Source organism: Roseimicrobium sp. ORNL1 (assembly GCF_011044495.1).
Classification (GTDB): Bacteria; Verrucomicrobiota; Verrucomicrobiia; order Verrucomicrobiales; family Verrucomicrobiaceae; genus Roseimicrobium.
On sequence record NZ_CP049143.1, the window covers coordinates 6492188 to 6510934 of the forward strand.

At 61.0% G+C, this 18747-nt stretch carries 16 protein-coding genes; 11 read left to right on the forward strand and 5 right to left on the reverse strand.

The genetic code is table 11. The features are described 5' to 3' along the window. The first annotated feature begins 678 nt into the window (after positions 1-678). Positions 679-834 carry a hypothetical protein gene (locus G5S37_RS32420; RefSeq protein WP_206026149.1) on the forward strand — a complete coding sequence of 52 codons (156 nt, stop codon included), beginning with the start codon at positions 679-681 and terminating at the stop codon, positions 832-834. Positions 835-1400: 566 nt separating this feature from the next. Next, the gene (gene aac(6') / locus G5S37_RS26125) at positions 1401-2201 is read left to right on the forward strand and encodes an aminoglycoside 6'-N-acetyltransferase (protein ID WP_165208155.1); all 801 of its coding nucleotides are present in this window, start codon (positions 1401-1403) and stop codon (positions 2199-2201) included. A 41-nt stretch (positions 2202-2242) separates the two neighbouring features. Here aac(6') and G5S37_RS26130 read toward each other — a convergent pair whose 3' ends face one another. Both G5S37_RS26130 and G5S37_RS26135 read right to left on the reverse strand, forming a co-directional pair. Further along, on the reverse strand, positions 2243-3178 hold the full coding sequence (locus G5S37_RS26130; protein WP_165208157.1) for an AEC family transporter: 936 nt from the start codon (positions 3176-3178) through the stop codon (positions 2243-2245). A 115-nt stretch (positions 3179-3293) separates the two neighbouring features. After that, the gene (locus G5S37_RS26135) at positions 3294-4181 is read right to left on the reverse strand and encodes a diacylglycerol kinase family protein (protein ID WP_165208159.1); all 888 of its coding nucleotides are present in this window, start codon (positions 4179-4181) and stop codon (positions 3294-3296) included. A 132-nt stretch (positions 4182-4313) separates the two neighbouring features. Between G5S37_RS26135 and G5S37_RS26140 the strand changes: the two genes are divergently transcribed. Next, positions 4314-4895: an HNH endonuclease gene (locus G5S37_RS26140; protein ID WP_165208161.1), complete on the forward strand. Its 582-nt coding sequence runs from the start codon at positions 4314-4316 to the stop codon at positions 4893-4895. A 33-nt stretch (positions 4896-4928) separates the two neighbouring features. Then, positions 4929-5576 carry a YiiX/YebB-like N1pC/P60 family cysteine hydrolase gene (locus tag G5S37_RS26145; RefSeq protein WP_206026150.1) on the forward strand — a complete coding sequence of 216 codons (648 nt, stop codon included), beginning with the start codon at positions 4929-4931 and terminating at the stop codon, positions 5574-5576. Positions 5577-5977: 401 nt separating this feature from the next. Here the strand turns inward: G5S37_RS26145 and lpxA are convergent, their stop codons facing one another. From lpxA to rph, 3 genes are all read right to left on the reverse strand, one after another. Then, positions 5978-6772, reverse strand: coding sequence for an acyl-ACP--UDP-N-acetylglucosamine O-acyltransferase (gene lpxA, locus G5S37_RS26150; protein ID WP_165208165.1), 795 nt, complete (start codon positions 6770-6772; stop codon positions 5978-5980). Positions 6773-6787: 15 nt separating this feature from the next. Next, a complete protein-coding gene (locus G5S37_RS26155; protein ID WP_165208167.1) occupies positions 6788-8101 on the reverse strand; it encodes a bifunctional UDP-3-O-[3-hydroxymyristoyl] N-acetylglucosamine deacetylase/3-hydroxyacyl-ACP dehydratase in 1314 nt (437 codons plus the stop codon). Between the two features lie 84 nt (positions 8102-8185). Next, entirely contained in the window at positions 8186-8983 is a 798-nt protein-coding gene (rph, locus tag G5S37_RS26160) for a ribonuclease PH (protein WP_165208169.1), read from the reverse strand. 153 nt (positions 8984-9136) lie between these two features. Here rph and thrB point away from each other — a divergent pair, with 153 nt between their 5' ends. The 7 genes from thrB to G5S37_RS26195 all read left to right on the forward strand — a co-directional run bounded on the left by thrB (position 9137) and on the right by G5S37_RS26195 (position 18641). Continuing rightward, on the forward strand, positions 9137-10018 hold the full coding sequence (thrB, locus tag G5S37_RS26165) for a homoserine kinase (protein WP_165208171.1): 882 nt from the start codon (positions 9137-9139) through the stop codon (positions 10016-10018). Positions 10019-10023: 5 nt separating this feature from the next. After that, positions 10024-11253 carry a tetraacyldisaccharide 4'-kinase gene (lpxK, locus tag G5S37_RS26170; RefSeq protein WP_165208173.1) on the forward strand — a complete coding sequence of 410 codons (1230 nt, stop codon included), beginning with the start codon at positions 10024-10026 and terminating at the stop codon, positions 11251-11253. A gap of 61 nt (positions 11254-11314) precedes the next feature. Beyond that, a complete protein-coding gene (rlmB, locus tag G5S37_RS26175) occupies positions 11315-11878 on the forward strand; it encodes a 23S rRNA (guanosine(2251)-2'-O)-methyltransferase RlmB (RefSeq protein ID WP_165208175.1) in 564 nt (187 codons plus the stop codon). 134 nt (positions 11879-12012) lie between these two features. Further along, positions 12013-13287, forward strand: a complete 1275-nt coding sequence (locus G5S37_RS26180; RefSeq protein ID WP_165208177.1) for a hypothetical protein — start codon at positions 12013-12015, stop codon at positions 13285-13287. Further along, positions 13284-15392, forward strand: coding sequence for an SUMF1/EgtB/PvdO family nonheme iron enzyme (locus tag G5S37_RS26185; RefSeq protein ID WP_165208187.1), 2109 nt, complete (start codon positions 13284-13286; stop codon positions 15390-15392). Before G5S37_RS26180 ends, G5S37_RS26185 begins: the two co-directional genes overlap by 4 nt. 82 nt (positions 15393-15474) lie before the next feature. Beyond that, on the forward strand, positions 15475-16362 hold the full coding sequence (locus G5S37_RS26190) for a hypothetical protein (protein ID WP_165208189.1): 888 nt from the start codon (positions 15475-15477) through the stop codon (positions 16360-16362). Positions 16363-16448: 86 nt separating this feature from the next. Then, a complete protein-coding gene (locus G5S37_RS26195; RefSeq protein WP_165208191.1) occupies positions 16449-18641 on the forward strand; it encodes an AMP-binding protein in 2193 nt (730 codons plus the stop codon). The last annotated feature ends 106 nt before the right edge of the window (positions 18642-18747 follow it).

Here is an 18747-nt window from a genome sequence, read left to right on the forward strand (position 1 = left end):
CAGACGCATTCGCGTGAGTCAGGTTAAGTTGAGTTGAGTTGGATAGAAATGAAAAAGATGAAATCGTTCCGGCTCTATAGGCCGGATCCCCCTACTACACCGTCGCGACTCGCATCGGATTACACTACTACACCGTCGCGACTCGCATCGGACTACACTACTGAGGAGAGGGCCGCACTGAATGAATCCTTTGCACCCGAACTGAAGCGCTACCACACGCGCGCACGGATCACGTATGTAATTCTGGGAGGCTTTGTCGCATGCATTGTCATTGGATTCGTGCTGCCAAAGGCAATGGCGTTTCTTGGGTGGCTCCCCATCGGCCTTGTGATAGCGGCAATGTTGAGCTCCCCACAGCTACCCTCCTGCCCATGTTGCAACAACCATCCCGACCGGCCCTTCGGCGCCTTCTGTCCTGAGTGTGGCAGCAAAAGCCTGAAGTCACAGTCGCAGCAGGGCGTCAGGCGGCCCATGTGCGGCGCATGTGGCAAACAAATGCGCCGTGGGAAGGGCAGGGGCTTCAAGATTTGCTACTGCACCCACTGTGGTTTCCACCTGGACAAAGATGGGCTCTAAAATGACTCAGACTTCACGGAGATTGCCAGCGATACACCCATCGACAACGAAGACAGCATCTCCGCACACCATGTGTGTGGAGATGCCGAGGTAGAGCGCACCGTGCATTTCATCAAGACCCTCTCCTCCGAAATGCCCGATGCTGTGATGGTCAGGATCGACAAAAACATTGCCCCTCTGATGGCCTTGGAGGTGATGCCGGCGCCAATACATCTCGGCAAGCATGTGGCAGCTCTTTCAGGGATTGCATCCATGTGATTTTGTGGATTGTTCTTCCGTTCACCGAACTGACGGCTTTTCGGTGGTTCTTTGAAGAGAAATGAAAAAAATGAAATCGTTCCGGCTCTGTGCACCGGAGCCTCCACCTACGTTACCTCTCCCCCCTGCACCGGCACGAGTGGCCTCAGACTTCTCCGCCGAGGAAATGGCTGTGCTTGCCAAGACCTTCATACCCGTGCTTGAGCGCTACCACAAGCACAGGCGTATTACCCTGGGTATCCTCCATGTGCTCATGCCATGTTGGTTCGCGATCGTCATCTTCTCGAAGAGCCTTGGCAATGCCGTCGACTTCGTGGCCCCCGCTTGTTTTCTACTAATCGTGACGATGATCATCTTTCCGCGTCTTCCCGATTGTCCTGGATGTCTAAAACGGCCACACACACCCTTTGGACAATTCTGCCCCGAGTGTGGCAGTCGCTCGCTGTTGCCATCGGGCTGGTCTTACGTGTCCAATTGCCGGGCATGCAAGAGAACTATCCAATGGAGGAAAGGGCGGCGCTTCAAGGTCTGCCACTGTACCCACTGCGGCCTCCACCTCGACAAAGATGGATTCTGAAAATACCATACGCCTCGTGCGCGCCAGCATTCGCCCAGCCGCGCCCAAAGATGCAGCAGGCTGGCAGAAACTTCGTTCCCAGCTATGGCCCGACGCGGACTCTGCTCGTGAGATCTCTCAATACTTTGCCGTAGATCCGAAAGAACGAGGTCAGGTCTTTGTCGCCAAGAGTTCCCGTGGGATCATCTGTGGCTTTATTGAACTCTCCGTGCGTCGTGATTGGGTGGAGGGTTCCACCACATCGCCCACTGCTTATGTGGAGGGCTTGTTTGTGGACCAAGCCCATCGGAGAGAAGGGATTGGCAGGGCATTGCTGACCGCTGCAGAAGCCTGGGCTCGCGACGCGGGTTTTAAGGAGATCGCCAGCGACACACTCATCGACAACGAAGACAGCATCTCCGCACACCTCGCGTGTGGTTACGCCGAGGTGGAGCGCACGGTGCATTTCATCAAGCCACTCCGGTTAACCTTGATGGAGTTTCTAAAGACTGCTCCACAAGACGATCGATTTGTGCAAGCGGTACACACCGTATTCGGCCCCACTAATTATTGCTGCCCTGCCCATGGAACTCCTCTGGAGATCGTCGATATCTACCAGACGTGCATGGACATATCGCCCCTCCTGGCGGTGATACGAGCCTCCGAGGGCAACCCACACCACATTCACATTGGATATCGTTTCGAGGCAAACGATGATTGCTTCCGTCGCCCCGAGAAGTTTCCCTACTGCCCCGTGTGCGAGGCCAACTACCAGGCCGCTCTCGCATCGTATCCGGATGATATGATCTAGCTCCATTACGATCTTCGTTAAGCACGAAGGTCGCGGTTCCCTTACCTTCCAAACGTCAGATACGCCGTGATGGTCAGGATCGACAGCAGCGTCGACCCAATGATGGCCTTGGAGGTGATGCCGGCCTCGCGCTGATACAACTCAGCAAGCATGTAGGGCCCAGTCCCGGTGGGCAGGGCGGCGAGCAACACGGCGGGATGCAGGAGCGATGGTGGGAGATGAAATACATACTTTCCCAGCACCCATGCGGCAAGCGGATGCACCGCCAGCTTCATCCCCATGATCAAGCCCACGGCGCCAGAGTCTCCGTGCGAAGTCTTGGGTTTCTCCGCGAGGAACAATCCCAAACTCACCAGAGCACAAGGCGACGCCGCTCCCCCCAGCATCTTCAGGAAACTCTGCACCGGCGCAGGGACTTCTGCACCTGTGAGTGGAAACACCGCACCCAACACCGGCGCCACGAGCAATGGGTTTCTCACCAGTGAGCCACCCACTTTCCAGATCAAATGGATGGGCCGTTTCTCGGACTGCAGGCCGATTTCAATCAAGACAATCGCCGCCGCAAAGACCACGCACACGGTGATGATCGCCGCGATCAGCGTCGGCGTCATCGCACTCGCGCCAAAGGCGGCCAGAGCCAAAGGAAAGCCCATGTAGCCGGTGTTCGGATAGCTGGTGGCCAGGGCATCAATGGCCGCATCCGCCAGTGGTCGGGTTCCTCGCCAGCGGATCACCAGTGTCGCAACGAATGCCAGCGCGCAACTCAGCCCAAACGTGCCGATGAAACCCGGCAGCCAGATTTCGGAGGGGTGCGCTCGGGCAATGATGTCAAACAAGAGCGCTGGCAGCGCGAGATACACCACGAAGCGATTCAACTCCCCCGCCGCTCGTGGGCCGAACACCCCCATCCTGCGCGTGAGCCACCCTGCGAGGATGAGCGCGAAGACGGGAAGGACTATCAGGAAGGTGGAGAGCATCTCTTGGAGAATCGCGAGCCCGTGGACTTGGCGATTCCCACCGACTTTACCCGGCGCCTTTGAATACAGCGCCGTCGTATTTTATACGCTTGGAAGAGGGGAACGGGCGACCCGTTCAGCCCGCCACCACCTTCATCCGGAACGGAGCCGCCTTGAACTCAACCGGGGTGAACTCACCCAGTTCGCCATCCAGTTCGAAGGGCGCCTGGCCCTCCTGGCAGGTGACGCGGAAGGCGGGCAGCTGGAGGTAGTCCAGATCATCTGCCTCTTTGTAGCCGGTAAAGGCCAGGCCTTGCAGGAACTGGAGCACCTCCAGCGCGCCGCGGCGGTGAAAGATGAGCACGTCCAGCAGGCCGTCCGTGTTGTTGGCATCACGGAACACCGGCACCGGTCCACCGTAGTGTTTGCCGTTGCCAATCAGGACCACTGAGCCGTAGAGCGGAGGCCGGCCGGGAATTTCCACGGCGAGCTGCGGTGCTTCCTGGGTGAGCACGCGGGCGGCTGTCATCACGTAGCTGAGCGGGCCGAACCGTTTCTTCATCTCCCACGGCGTCTGCTGCACGATTTCCGCGTCCAAACCCACGCCGGCGAGCTGGATGAAATACTGGCCATTCGCCTCCCACAGGTCGATTTCGCTGACCTTACCCCGGTTGATGAGTTCCCAGCCGGCTTCCAGATTCCGTCCCGGGAGACCCAGCTCATAGGAAAAGACGTTCATGGTCCCCACCGGCAGGATGCCCAGGGCGACATGCTGTGCAGGATCAGCCAAGCCCCGGTTGTGGATGGCCAAGGCGTTCACCACTTCATTCACGGTACCGTCCCCGCCGGCGGCCACCACCAGCTTGTACCCTTCCCGGGCCAAGCGTGCGGCCTCGACCGCTGCGCCCCCCACGCCGCCGGTCATGTGCAGTTCTGGCGCGGGTTGAAGGGTGCGGATGCGCTCAATCTGGGCCGTCGCCTTGGTGCTGTTGGCGGCGGGATTGACGATGACGGGAATGGCCATGAGCGAGGAAACGAAAGGCGTGTGAGCCGCCCGTTCTAGCCGGGTTCGGGCCGCTGGCAAGTGAAGTCCTTCAAGGCATTCCATCAAAAACTTGACTGCAAGGCGACTCTCGCGCACCAGTTCCGTCCTGTCATGAGCGACGTCCTTCACAAGGCGACGGTCCTGGTGTTGAACCGGAACTGGCAGGCAATCGATGTAAAGACCCCAGCCGATGCGTTCTGCATGATGGCTGCGGGCACTGCCACCGCGCTCGACATCGCCAGTGGCGAGAACATGGCCCCCACCAAATGGGGCGAATGGCTGGACCTCCCCGTGCGCGACAGCGACAACGCGGTGAAGACGGTCCACGGCCCGGTCCGCGTGCCGACCGTGCTGGTGCTGGCCAAGTATGACAAGGTGCCCAAACGCCGCCCCAAGCTCAGCGGCAAGGGAATCTGGGAGCGCGACGGTGGTGTCTGCCAGTACACGGGCAAGAAACTCGCCCGGGACGAGGGCAACATCGACCACATCATCCCCCGCTCCCGCGGCGGCAAGACCTCATGGGACAACTGCGTGCTCGCGGACAAGCGCATCAACAGCCGCAAAGCCAACCACACGCCGGATGAGGCGGGCCTGAAACTCCAGCGCAAGCCCACGATGCCCCGCGAAATGCCGGCTACCTACTACATCCGGAACACGCATGGCGTGCCGGATTGGGAGATGTTCCTGGATTAAGATTAGCACGGGACATTTTTCGAGAGTCCTGCCATGCTGAGCGGCATGCGTTTCGCCGTGTTCCTCTTCCTCTTTGGCGTGTTGGCCGCAATCGCAGCGCCCTGTGATGCGGGCGACCTCAAAAAAGCTGCGCCGACCAAGTCAGCCACCTACCAACCGCAGGAAGGGGACATCCTCTTCCAGTCGCTGCCGCACATGCCGATTGTCGATGCGATTGAGGGCTGCACCAAGTCGCCCTTCTCCCACTGCGGCATTGTGCACAAGAATGCCCAGGACATCTGGGTCGTCATCGAAGCCATCGGTCCCGTGCGTGAGTCACCGCTTCCACTCTGGGTCATGCAGGGACGGGATTCGAAGTTCTGGATCCGTCGCTTGAAGGCCGAGTACCAGAAAGAAATCCCCGCATTCGTCAAAGCGGCCAAGGTCTACCAGGGCAAACCCTACGACATCCACTACCGCATGGATGACGATGCCATCTACTGCAGCGAGCTGATCTACAAGGCGTATCGTGATGCGACGGGAACTGGCCTGGGTTCCCTCAAGCGGCTTGGGGACCTCGATTGGAAACCGTGGACCGATGTCATCAAGTCAATCGAGGGCGGCAATGTTCCACTGGAGCGCGAGATGATCACCCCCAAGTCACTCGCAGAGGCGGAGGAGCTTGAGGTAGTGGAGTTGTAGTGATTGCAGAAGCACTCCGGGAGAGCTGCTACTGTCATCATCCGAGTCCACGGGTGGCAGGTTCGGCTGCATGGGCTTCAACGCAGAGACACAGAGACGCAGAGGAACTTCGGAGACTGAGTAGAGTCGGTGCAGCCACCAGAACGGAGCAATATTGGTGAATGCGGCTGCCGAGAACGCCTGGCATGAGGAAAGGAGCGTGGCCTTTCCAGGCCGCAGGGTCGCCTGCCGGTATCACGCCAAAGAAGGAATCACCCAGCGGCCTGGAAAGGCCACGCTCCTTTCACCGCACGTCACCCTCAGTCTCCGAAGTTCCTCTGCGTCTCTGTGTCTCTGCGTTGAAGCCCATGCACACCAACACACCCATGTTTGGCGTGTGACTCCGCCGCAAAGGCACCAGATCAATCCCCACCACTCCGCCCCGCACTGACAATGCCTCGCTGGCTTCCACTGATGAAGTTGATGAGATGCTCCACTTCCGCAGTCGCTGTACCCTCACGCAGCTTCTCCAGCGCCTGCGTCTGATTGAGCCCCTTGCGATAGAGCACCTTGTACGCATCGCGCACCGCCCGGATTTGATCCTCGCTGTAGCCGTTGCGCTGCAGGCCCACGATGTTGACGCCACGCGCGCGCGCCGGATTGCCATCCACAATGGTGTAGGGCACGATGTCCTGCACCACCTTCGAGCAGCCACCCGTGATGGAGTGTTTCCCGATGCGGCAGAACTGATGCACGGCCGTGAGACCGCCGAGGATCACGTGGTCCTCCACCGTCACATGGCCCGCGAGGGTGCCATTGTTGGAGAAAATGACGTGATTTCCCACGATGCAGTCATGGGCGATGTGGCTGTAGGCCAGGAAATGATTGTGGCTGCCCACGATGGTCTTCGTGCCGGGCAAGGTGCCGCGGTTCACGGTGCAGAACTCGCGGAAGACATTGTCATCGCCCACTTCGAGGTAGGTCGGCTCACTCGCGTACTTCAAGTCCTGCGTCTGCTGGCCGATGCTGGCGTAGGAGTAGATCTTGTTCCCCTTGCCGATGGTAGAGGGGCCCATCACGGTCACATGATTCTGCAGCCATGAGCCATCACCGATGACCACCTTGTCACCGATGACGCAGTACGGACCAATGACCACATCCGCGCCGATCTGCGCGCCGGGATCCACGATGGCGGTGGGGTGAATCTGTGTGGGCATGCGTGACTTCTAATCCTAGCGATCCAAAAGGCTGAACATCAGGTCAGCCTCGCTGACGACCTGTCCGTTGACGACACAACGCCCGCGAGCCTGACCGACGGAACGCTTCACCTTGAGGAGTTCTGCTTCAATCAAGAGGGTGTCACCGGGCATCACCGGGCGGCGCCACTTCACATTGTCCGCACTCATGAAGTAGCCGATCTTGCCTTGATTTCCCGGCGTGCGGAGCAGGAGGATGGAAGCGACCTGGGCCATGGCCTCAAGCTGCAGCACACCCGGCATCACGGGATGGCCAGGGAAGTGACCCTGGAAGAAGGGTTCGTTGATGGTGACGTTCTTCACGCCCGTGCACTTGTTCTCGCCTTCGAAGCCAATGATTCGATCCACGAGCAGGAAGGGGTAACGATGCGGCAGGATGCGCATCACCTCATTCACATCCAGCACCGCGTCGCCGGAGGGAAGATTGAATGGCACCGGCACCATGGCACGCATCTCATTGTAGGACTTGCTCAGTGCGCGGGTGAGTTCGGCATTCGGACCATGTCCGGGACGCACCGCGATCACGTGGCCGAGGATACGGCGGCCCAGCAGGCTCAGGTCGCCCACGATGTCGAGAATCTTGTGCCGCACGAACTCCTCCGCGAAGCGCAGCGGGTGCTTGGTCCAGGCCGTCTCGCCACGGATGACAATCGCGCTCTCCAGCGTGCCGCCTTTGATGAGCCCCTTCTCCATGAGGTGGGCGATGTCTTCGTAGAAGGTGAAGGTGCGCGCAGGCGCGATTTCCTTCTCGTAGATGTCCGGGGTGATCTCCGTGGAGTAGAACTGGGTGGCGCGTCCCTGAGGACCCACGTTCGTGCAGGAGATGCGGAATTTCTTGTCCGGCACCACGGTGAGCAGCGAGCCATCGCGTGACTCGATGTGGATGGGCTCGCGCACCTCAAACACGCGGCGGCGCTCAGACTGCTCGGCAATGCCTGCCTGCTTGATAAGCTGCACAAAGGGAAGCGAGCTGCCATCCACAATCGGCGGCTCCTGGGCATCCATCTCGATGATGGCATTGTCCACGCCCATGCCGATGAGCGCACTGAGCACGTGCTCCACCGTGTGCACGTTCACGCCGCCATCGGCAATCGTGGTAGCACGCTCCACCTTCTGCACCTTGTCGATGCTCGCGTCGATGAGCGGCTTGTCTTCAATGTCCATGCGGCGGAACTTGAAGCCAAAGTTCTCCGGCGCGGGCTGGAGGGTCAGGGTGACCTTCTCACCGGTATGTAGAGAGGTGCCTTCAATGGAGGCTGGTTTGGCGAGCGTATGCTGGCGGTCGGACATGGAACGGGTCACTTAGCTGGATGGGGCGGAGCGGTCAACGGGAAGCTGGAGTTCGCCCGGCTTCCCGCTTTTCTCCAGCATTCCTCAGAGGCGTTTGAAAGCATCCGCAAGATTCGACATGGCGCCCGAAGGAGGGGGCGTGGCGCCCTTCGGCTCCACGGCACGAATGGCTTCCTCCTGCAGTTTGCAGATCTCGAGGATGCCCTTCTTGCCGAGACCAAGCATCGCGTTGAGCTGGGCTTCGCTGAACGTCGATTCCTCACCGCTGCCCTGAATTTCCACGAACTGGCCGTCCTCGGTCATGACGAGATTGCAGTCCACCTCAGCATCGCGGTCTTCCTCATAGCAGAGGTCGAGCAGAGCCTGGTTGCGGAAAATGCCCACGCTGATCGCGGCCACCTTCTTCTTGAGCGGTTGCTGGGTGAGCACGCCCTTTTGCAGCAGGCGGTTGAAGGCCATGGAGGCAGCCACACAGGCGCCCGTGATGCTGGCCGTGCGCGTGCCGCCATCGGCCTGGAGCACGTCGCAGTCGATCCACAGGGTGCGGGGTCCGAGCTTTTCGAGATCCACCGCGGCGCGCAGGCTGCGGCCGATGAGGCGCTGGATTTCCTGGCTGCGGCCGTCGAGCTTGCCCTTGCTGATGTCGCGGTCCTTCCGGTCGAGCGTGGAGTACGGCAGCATGGAGTACTCCGCCGTGAGCCAGCCCCCGGGCACGCCCTGCACCTTCATCCAGCGCGGCACTTCATCCTGGATTGTCGCTGCGCAAATCACCTGGGTCTTGCCAAAGGAGACCAGCACCGAGCCTGTGGCGTGCGGGGCAATGTCGGGCTGGAAGCGGATTTCGCGAAGCTGATCGGGAGCGCGGTTGTCGAAACGTGCCATGATGGGAGTTGGAAATAGGGATGCGGGAAGCAGTGACCAATGAACGGCGCGGGGCGATTGTCGACTGGGAATGCGAAATTGCTTCGGTCCGGTGACAGCTACTTTCGTACATTCGCCATTTGCCGGACGGGTCACCTTCGGCATGCTATCCGGGTGCCCCAATCCGTCACCATTTCCGTTCCAGCCACTTCCGCCAATCTGGGTCCCGGCTACGATTGTCTTGGCCTGGCCCTCTCCGTCTACAACCAGACCACCGTCACGATTCTGGAAGGCGACCGCCCGCACGTCGAGCCGCACCACCCCATGGTGGAGGCCATCGCCGCCCTCTTCTTCCAGCAGCCGGATGTGGAGGAGGCACCCTTCCCCTTCGCCTGGAGCATCCAGGGAGATGTCCCCCAGTCCCGCGGATTGGGCAGCAGCGTGACGGTCCGCCTCGGTATCCTCATGGGGCTGAACGAACTCTGCGGCAGGCCCCTGAACAAGGAACGTCTCTTTACGCTCTGCGCGGAAGCGGAGGGCCACCCAGACAATGTGGCTCCTGCCGTCTTCGGTGGATTCGCCGTGGCCAGCAAGGAACAGCATTTCCGCTTTCCCGTGGATGAGCGCCTGAAGGCCGTGATCCTCATCCCGGAGTATGAGGTGCAAACCGCCCATGCCCGCACCGCCCTGCCAGAGAGCGTGCCCCACGGAGATGCCGCGCGGAACACGGCGCACGCCTGCACCCTGGTCGCGGCATTCGCCACTGGGGAGTATGAGCGCATGGGCGCGGACCTGGAGGACTTTCTGCATCAGCCCTACCGCCGCCACCTCGTGCCCGGTTTGTTTGAAATCGTCCATGCCGGAGTGACTGCGGGAGCCATCGGTGGCTACCTCAGCGGCTCGGGTTCCGCCGTGGCGTGCCTCACGACTTCAGGTGACCCGGATGCCATCGCTTCCGCCATGCTTCAGGAGCTGGCCAAGACCGGCGCAAACGGCCGCACCATCATTGTGGCCGCGGACAACACAGGTGCGAAACCTATTCCAGGCACCGCTTGACCGAAATGAAGGATCGCCTCGAAGAACTGGAGCAGTGGGGCATCGAGGTGATTCTCCACAACCGCCGCGGGTGGAAGGAAAGCCTCGCGCGCGTGCTGGTTCACGGGCTGTCGTATGTCTATGCAGGCCTCGTGCGTCTTCGGTTGAAGCTCTACCGGGATCGCTACATCCACGATCATCACCTCGGCATTCCGGTCATCAGCATCGGGAATCTGACGGTCGGTGGCACCGGCAAGACTCCCGTCGCGGAACTCCTCGCACGCGCCCTGCAGAAACGCGGTCGCAAGCCCGCCATCCTCAGCCGTGGCTACAAGAGCAAGCGGCAGAAACGCGTGCGCATCTGGACGAAATGGCTGGCGCGCATCCGCGGTGAAAAGCTTCCGCAAAATCCGCCTCGCGTGGTGAGCGATGGCGAGCGCGTGCTGCTGGACAGCCACACCGCCGGCGATGAACCCTTCATGCTGGCCAGCAACCTCCCCGGTGTGCCCGTCGTGGTGGACAAGGATCGCGTGAAGGCTGGCCTGCATGCCATCGAGAATTTTGGCGCGGACATCCTGCTGCTGGATGATGGCCTGCAATATCTGCGACTGAAACACCGGCTCGACATGGTGCTGGTGGACCGCACCTCCGCCTGGGGGAACGGCTATCTCCTCCCCCGTGGCACGCTGCGCGAGCCGCCGCGCCACCTCAAGCGCGCGAGCTACATCTTCCTCACAAAGTGCGATGGCTCGGACAACACCGCCATCATCAAGGACCTTCGCAAATACAACCGCGTGGCGGAGATCATCGAGTGCCGGCACCGGCCGATGCACCTGGAGAACATCGTGACACGCGAGCGCATCCCGCTGGAGCGATTGTACGGTACGCACATCGGCGCGGTCAGCGGCATTGCGGTACCGGAGAGCTTCGAAAACGGCCTGCGCAAACTCGGCGCGAAGGTCGAGGTCTTCCACCGCTTCGCGGATCACCACCGGTTCACGCTACGTGAAATCAAACAATTCTTCGACCGCTGCGAGCGCCGTGACGTGGAGATGATCGTCACCACGGAGAAGGACTTTGTGCGTTTCCCCGAGATCAAGGATCTGGTGGTGCCCATCTACTTCCTCCGCGTGGAGATCGAGATCGTGAACGGCAAGGAGGTGTTCGACCGCATGGTGCGCATCCTGTGCGAGCCGCGTGAGGTGCCGAAGCCCATGTACGGCTCCGAGCTGATTGGACGTGCGTTGGAAGAGTAAGTACGTCGCGGCTTGACTCTTGGTCCCTCACATCGGATCTATCCTGTCCTGTTTTCTCCCCATGCGCCGCCACGACCGCCCCGAAGCCCGAGCCAACAAGCACTCTTCCGCTGTTGGCGATGTCCATTTCTATGACGAGGGCGATTTGGAACAGTTGATCGGAGCCAGCCCGAATCCGCTCGTGCTGATCCTCGACTGCGTGCAGGATCCCCACAACTTCGGTGCCTGCCTGCGCACGGCGGACGCTGCCGGGGTCGCCGTGGTGGTGGTGCCCAAGGACAAGAGCTCCCCCGTTACCGACACCGTACGCCGCGTATCCTGCGGGGGTGCAGAGAACGTGCCCATCGCCCGCGTGACGAACCTGGCCCGCGCCATGGACAAGCTGAAGGACCTCGGCGTCTGGCTCGTGGGGACCGCGGATGAAGCAAGCAAGTCCATCTACCAGCTCGATTTGAAAGGCCCCGTCGGCATTGTCATGGGAGCCGAAGGCGAGGGCATGCGCCGCCTCACGGGCGAGCGCTGCGATTTCCTGGCCCAAATCCCGATGAACGGGAAGGTGCCGTGCCTGAACGTAAGTGTGGCCACCGGCGTGTGCCTTTTTGAGGCCGTACGTCAACGCCAATAAGCATTCTTTTTCCTCCGTACGAACCTCTCTCTTCGACGGAAACGTGCAAAAAACCAAGATGACTTGGTGAAAGTCCTGCGGGTGATTGACACGCTGGGGACAAACCCCTAGCATTCAGGTTCCAAATTTTTTTGATGCCTCAAGCTTCAGCCATTTTGCACCCGGATTCGGACAAGGCTCACTACCTTGCCCAAGGGGTATTGTGCGTGCTGGCGGCCTCCACGGTGGCCAGCGCGGCCTGGGCATTCTGGCACGGAGTAGGCCAGCCCGGGAATGCCGTTGCCCTCGCGCACCAGGGGACCGGGCAGCCAATTGCCACTGCTCCGGCCGTTCCGATCACCGAGGTGCCCACGCCCCCTGGATCGATCCCGTACCCGGCAGGTCCCTCCACCATCCTGCCGTCCAATCCCAATCCGACCCTGCTCGCGAACCCGGCTCCGCCAGCCAATCTCTCTGCACCCATCACTCCCGCGGTGCCTTTCGTGCCGCTGGAGCGCCCCCCGGTTCCCACCGCCACGACGCTCGCCAGCCTGCCACCCCCGCCGGTCACGAACAACATGCCGCCTCTCAGCGGCGTGCCCGTGACGATGGCGTCAGGCAACTACTCTCCGCTGGGTGAATCTGCCCCACCGTCCCGCCTTCCCGCTCTGCCTCCGGGTAAGGAACTGAAGAACCCGCAGGCCCGGGAATCGGTGCACGCCGCCCGCGAAGCCCGCAAGCTGCAGGACATGGAAGCGGCCCTCAATGAACTGCGCACGGCAGATCTCCGGGAACCGAACCACCCCGAGATTCTTGGGGAGATGGCCCTGACCTACGAATTGATGGGCCTGAACTCCAAGGCCCAGGGGTTCTGGAAACAGCTCTCCACCCTTGGTGAGGCCGAAGCCGGTGGATACTTCCTGCTGGCCAAGTCCAAGCTGGACGCCGCTGAATCCAGCCCAGCCCCGGGTGCTGCCGCCTCGAGCCCCGTGAGCCTTGGCACCTGCCAGGTGATTCAGGATCCCACAGTGCAAAAGGGAGAGCGCGTCACGGTGCGCGTGCCCATCATCTCCTCGCCCGGCGCGACCATCAACGCCGCGGAAATGGACATTCATGTGTTGCTCTACGAATCCGTCAACAATGGCGAACGCATCGAGCAGGTGCGGGCCGATCAACCCAGGACAAGCTGGGTGTCCGAGCCCGTGGACTGGCAGGACACACGTGAGGAACTGGTGGACGTAGTGTACGACCTTCCGCCTCCCACCGCCGAGCAAATCCGCGATCTCGGCAAGCGCAAATTTCACGGTTATATAGTGAAACTGTTCTACCAAAACAAACTGGTGGGTGAACAGGTGCAGCCTGAGTCATTGCGGGAAACGGCCCGGCGCAACTCGCCCGGAGGCCTGGACAACTCCCTCTTCCCCAAGTGAACGACATTTCCGGCTCCTCACTCGTGGTGCTGTATGTGGACCCGAACCCGGAGGTCCGCACCCAGCGCGTCGCCGCTCTCACGCGCCAGGGCGTGACCGTGCTGGAGGCGGACGATGCCGAGGCCGGCGTGATCGTGGCCCAGACCCTGAAACGCCTCGATGTCCTGGTGAGCGAGGGATACCTCAGGGAGGGCGGTTACACCGGCTTTGATCTGCGTGACGCGGTACGGCAGAAGTTTCCAGAGCTGCGCACGATCTTCACCAGCCGGTATGAGATGGCCGGCTACGAGCAATACTTTGACGGATGCCCGCTCATGCTGGAGCCGGTGAATGAGTCCGAACTCATCAGCGAAATCGTGGGCGTTTGTGAAGTGGTGCAGGCGCCGTCGGCAGTTCCATCAGTCCCCTCGGCACCGGTCGCGGTGGCCGTGGCAGTAGCGGCCACCGCTGACGATTCCTCCGTGCAGAAGGCCATCCTGGTGGACGAGGATGAGGAGAACAAACCTCACTCCCTGCCACCCAATACCGCGCTCGGGAACTACACCATCACCGAAGATCTCTACGCGGAACGTGATTCGGAGACCTATCTGGCCATCCAGCGGGGAGTGAATCGCAAGGTGGTGCTGGTGCTGCTGCGCCCTGACCAGACAGACCAGCCCGGAGCGCTCGATGCCTTCCACGAACGCGAGCGCGTGAAAGCCTCCATTGCCCATCCACGAATCGCCCCGCTCTATGAGGCGCTTGCAGTGGATGGACGCCATTTTTACACGCGTGAATTGCCCAACGGACGCTCCATCGAGGAACTCCAGGAATCGGGGACAAAGTTCAAGGAAAAGCAGCTTGTCGAAATCATTGCCAATGTTGCGGAAGCGATGGGGCACGCCACCGGACGTGGCCACCATTACCGTATGCTCAGTCCTCGCGACGTGTTCGTGGATGACGAAGGCCAGGCCAGCATCGTGAACGTCTTCCGTCCTCCTGGCAGCAAGCCGCGCGATTTCCAGGCGGACACAAAGAAGCTCCTGATCATGCTGCGAGGGCTGGCGGATGGCCCGCGCGCCCGTCACCAGATTGATGATCTTGTGCGCGAATCCCACACGTGGGAAGGCCTGACCAATCGCGCCAAGGAATTGCAGGAAGAATTTCATGAGCGCAGCCTCCTGAAAAGGGCAGACACCAAGGAGGCTCATGACATCAAGGCCGCGCATGAGCGGACCAGCGTGCCCATCTGGGTGCTTGGCCTCTCTGCGGTAGTCGTGGTGGGCCTGGTGACCGGCATCGTGCTGCGCAACCGGAACACACCACCGCCGCCGCCCAAGCCGCTGCAGTCGGAGATGGTGGCCATTCCCGCCGGGGAGTTTGTGTACCAGAAGGATGCGCAGAAGCGCGTCAACAACGCCTTCTGGATCGACAAGTACGAAGTCACCATTGGCCAGTACGCGGAGTTCCTGGATGCCCTCGCCAAGGATCCTGCGAAAGCCAAACAGTACGACCATCCCGACCAACCCGCGGCGAAGAAGGATCACCTGCCCGACAAGTGGACCGACTACCTCGGCGCGGCGCGCACGGCGGGCTACTTCAACAACCAGCCGGTCAACATCAACTGCCCCATCACGAACGTCGACTGGTGGGATGCCTGGGCCTACGCGAAGTGGCGCGGTCACCGGCTGCCCACCGAGGAGGAATGGGAACGCGCCGGACGCGGCAGGGATGGCCGTCTTCATCCCTGGGGAAATGACGCCAAGCCAAAGGCGGCCAATCTGGGAAGCGACTACGACCCCAAGGGGAAAGGCGGCGCCACGGATGGCTACAACTTCTGGGCTCCCGAAGACAAGATGCCTGAGGACGTGAGCGAAGATGGTGTGATCGGCCTTGCCGGGAATGTGGAGGAGTGGACCGCTACGCAGGCAAATCACCCCGACTACCCTGACCTCCCGGTACCGGTGGTGCGCGGGGGGAATTTCGCCCTGAACCGGCCTGAGAATGAACTGACCCTCCGAATCTTTGCGGATTCCCCGGAAAATGCTACCATCGCCCGCGGATTCCGCACGGTGAGCGATACGCCACCCCCTGCCGCTGCCACTGCTGCCGGGGCCGCGCCCTGAGCCTATTTTAGACTTCCTTTTACGCCCCATTGCCACGGCGCGCGTTTCCAGATACGCTTCCTTTGTTTTCCCCCCGTTCATCATGTCCAGTCGCCGCCTCTCCCCCCTTTGCCTGCTCCTGCTGCTTTCCCTCCTCGCAGTGGTGCCGGCCCGTGCCCAGTTCGAGACCCAGCTTATTCTGAACAAGCAGAGCTACCTGGTCGGTGAAGTGGTGGTGGGCACGATCACGATTATCAATCGCTCCGGCGCCGACGTGGTCATGGGCGGACGCAACAACGCCTCCTGGCTCAGCTTCGATGTAGCCGGCCCGGATGGCAATCAGGTGCCGATGATGCGCGCCCGCGCCGACGAGACCTTCGTCTTCAAGGCCGGCTCCACCTACCGCCGCAAGGTGCTGATCACGGATACCCACCCCTTCACGGAGTATGGGAACTACGGCGTCAGCGCCCTGGTGTACCACCCGACCAGCCAGCAGACCTACCAGTCCAACCGCGCACGGGCAACCTTCGTCGACTCGAAGGCATTTTGGGACAAGACATTCGGCGTGCCGATGGGCCTGCCCAATGCCGGACAGATCCGGCGGTATGATTTGGTCCTCGTGCGCGACGTCGAGCACACCTATCTCTACGCGCGTCTGGTGGATCAGAACACCAACATCCGCCTCGCCACCCAGGCCTTGGGACAGTGCATCATGGTAATGAATCCCCAGATGACTCTCGACGCGAACAACACCCTGCATGTGCTTTTCATGATGGCGCCGCACACCTACGCACACATGAGCATGGACTCGCAGGGCAAAGTTCAATTCCACGGTTACCACAAGGAGATCAAGTCGAACCGCCCGGCGCTCGTCGTCCAGGCAGACCAGCGCACCATCGGGGTGACGGGCGGCCAGGTCTATGATCCGCAGGCGCCCAATGGCGGCGGACCTGCCGTGCGCTCCGTCGGCGACCGCCCGCCGGGACTCTGACAAAAGAAGTGAGCGTGCATTCGCTCAAAGTCTCCTTTGTCAACGTGTAAAAGGTCGCTAGGGTGACGGCTCCCCGCCGCCCGCCGATGTCCACGACCCCTGCCGTCCCCAAACTGAAAGACAGTCCCATTCTTGGCAGGGAGCATCTGCCGTCTGATGGTGTACTCCTCATCCCCAGCCAGCTTGGCTATCATGATGTGCTGCACCTGGAGAAAATTTTCCACGGGCGCACCCTCGTGTACCTCACCGTTCAGGGTGCCGCGTTGGATCCCCGGGTGAAGAGCCACCTGCACGGCGAGAGCGTGCATGCCCTGGAAATCGTACCGGACTCCACGGACACCAGCGCGCTGCGCAAGGAAATCCAGGATGAGGTGAAGAAGGGCAGCGTGGTGATCTACGTGCCCCAGCTGGCGGTCACCCAGACCGCGCCCCTCTCCTCCGTGCCCGGCACGCGTCTTGAATTTCTGATGGAGGCCCATGTGCCGGTGCTGCCGCTGTACGTGCTCCACTCCAACGATATCCTGCTGGCGATTGAATCCCGCAAATCCGAAGGGGAAGCCGTATATGCCTTTGGCCCGGTGTTGCGCGATGCCAATGTCACGGTCGCGAAGTATCAGGAATCCCTGATGGCGCTCAATGAGGAGGCCTTCTCACAGAATCCCACGCTGGACATGAGCCTGGCGTATGCCCTTCTCAAGGGCCTGAAAAAGCACGGCTCGCTCAAGCTGATCGACGGCAAGGATGAGAAGGAAAGCTCCACTCTCACCTACGACAAGGTCCTCGCCGCAGCCATCGCGCTGAGCAAGCACGTGAAGTCGGTGACGCAGAAGCCGCGCGTAGGCGTCATCCTGCCTCCCGGCTCCGGCGCCATGATCGCGAATCTCGCGGTGCTCTTCGCCGGCAAGGTGCCGGTGAACATCAACTTCAGCGCGGGTCGCCCGGCGGTGGAGAGCGCCATCAAGCAGGCGGATCTGGATCACTACCTCACGGCGGATCTCTTTGTCCGGAAGCTGCAGACCTTCCCCTGGCCTCCGAATCGCCAGCTCACGTTCATCGAACGCACGCTGCCGACCTTGAAGGGCAAGATGACCACCTGGTTCCTCCTTTCCAAGGTGCTTCCCGCGAGCGTGCTGGCATCCCTGTTGGGCATTTCCACCAAAGGTGGTGACAAGGAAGCGCTGCTGCTCTTCACCAGCGGAAGCAGTGGTGAGCCCAAGGGCGTGGCTCTCACGCACCGCAACCTCATGGCGAATGTCATGCAGTTCGGCTCGCGTCTCGCGCTCAAGCACGATGACCAGATCCTCGGCTGCCTGCCTCTCTTCCACAGCTTCGGTTGCACCGTTACGCTGTGGTATCCCATCATCCAGGGAATTGGACTGGTGACCTACCCGACACCGCTTGAGACGAAGAAGCTCGCGGAACTCATCGGCAAGCACAAGATCTCGCTCTTCATCTCCACGCCGACCTTCCTGCGAGGCTACCTCAAGGGCGTGAATCCCGAGCTCTTCACGTCACTCAAGCTCGTGGTCACTGGAGCGGAAAAGCTGCCCAAGGCCGTCGCGGAAGCGTTCGAAGCCCGCTTTGGCAAAAAGGTCTTCGAAGGTTATGGCCTGACGGAAACGTCGCCGGTAAGCAATGTGAACCTGCCGGATCCCGAGACTGCCGGCGCGGTGTCCGGCTCCCTCGTGATGCCCAGCTATCGCTTCGGTTCCGTGGGCCAGCTCATTCCGGGACTCGCGGTGAAGCTGACGGATCCGGAGACCGATGAACCGGTAAGCATCCACGAAAGTGGCATGGTCTGGTTCAAGGGACCGAACGTGTTCGAGGGTTACCTCAAGAACCCGAAGAAGACCGAAGAAGTCATCAAGGACGGCTGGTTCCGCACCGGCGACATCGGCCGCATGGACAAGGATGGATTCCTCTACATCGAAGGCCGCCTCAGCCGCTTCTCCAAGGTGGGTGGCGAAATGGTGCCGCACGAGACCGTGGAAGATGCGCTGGTGAAAGCACTCGGTTTGGAAACCGAAGCCGTCCGCCGCATTGCCGTTGTGGGTGTGCCGGATGTGGAAAAGGGCGAAGCGCTCGTGCTGCTCACCACCATCCCCGGTGGCAGCGTGCAGCAGGAGATTCTCGACCTGCGCTACAAGCTCCTCGACCGTGGCATGGCTCCGCTGTGGATTCCCAAGAAGATGGTCCGCGTGCCGGAGATCCCCGTACTGCCCAGCGGCAAGCTGGACGTGAAGGGCTGCGAGAAACTGGCGAAGACGGCGGGCTGGTGATAAAGCGTCTCAGCTACTCAACGATCTGATGAGAATGCAAAGTGAGAGATGAAAAATGAAAAGTGCAAAATGAAGTCTGAAATGCGCCGCTAAGGCTCAGGACATC

What these genes read in the sequence shown, in the direction of transcription:
- G5S37_RS26130 (WP_165208157.1), bottom strand. Translation starts at nt 3,178, where the DNA reads ATGCTCTCCACCTTCCTGATAGTCCTTCCCGTCTTCGCGCTCATCCTC.
- G5S37_RS26135 (WP_165208159.1), bottom strand. Translation starts at nt 4,181, where the DNA reads ATGGCCATTCCCGTCATCGTCAATCCCGCCGCCAACAGCACCAAGGCG.
- G5S37_RS26140 (WP_165208161.1), top strand. Translation starts at nt 4,314, where the DNA reads ATGAGCGACGTCCTTCACAAGGCGACGGTCCTGGTGTTGAACCGGAAC.
- G5S37_RS26145 (WP_206026150.1), top strand. Translation starts at nt 4,929, where the DNA reads ATGCTGAGCGGCATGCGTTTCGCCGTGTTCCTCTTCCTCTTTGGCGTG.
- lpxA (WP_165208165.1), bottom strand. Translation starts at nt 6,772, where the DNA reads ATGCCCACACAGATTCACCCCACCGCCATCGTGGATCCCGGCGCGCAG.
- G5S37_RS26155 (WP_165208167.1), bottom strand. Translation starts at nt 8,101, where the DNA reads ATGTCCGACCGCCAGCATACGCTCGCCAAACCAGCCTCCATTGAAGGC.
- rph (WP_165208169.1), bottom strand. Translation starts at nt 8,983, where the DNA reads ATGGCACGTTTCGACAACCGCGCTCCCGATCAGCTTCGCGAAATCCGC.
- lpxK (WP_165208173.1), top strand. Translation starts at nt 10,024, where the DNA reads ATGAAGGATCGCCTCGAAGAACTGGAGCAGTGGGGCATCGAGGTGATT.
- rlmB (WP_165208175.1), top strand. Translation starts at nt 11,315, where the DNA reads ATGCGCCGCCACGACCGCCCCGAAGCCCGAGCCAACAAGCACTCTTCC.
- G5S37_RS26180 (WP_165208177.1), top strand. Translation starts at nt 12,013, where the DNA reads ATGCCTCAAGCTTCAGCCATTTTGCACCCGGATTCGGACAAGGCTCAC.
- G5S37_RS26190 (WP_165208189.1), top strand. Translation starts at nt 15,475, where the DNA reads ATGTCCAGTCGCCGCCTCTCCCCCCTTTGCCTGCTCCTGCTGCTTTCC.
- G5S37_RS26195 (WP_165208191.1), top strand. Translation starts at nt 16,449, where the DNA reads ATGTCCACGACCCCTGCCGTCCCCAAACTGAAAGACAGTCCCATTCTT.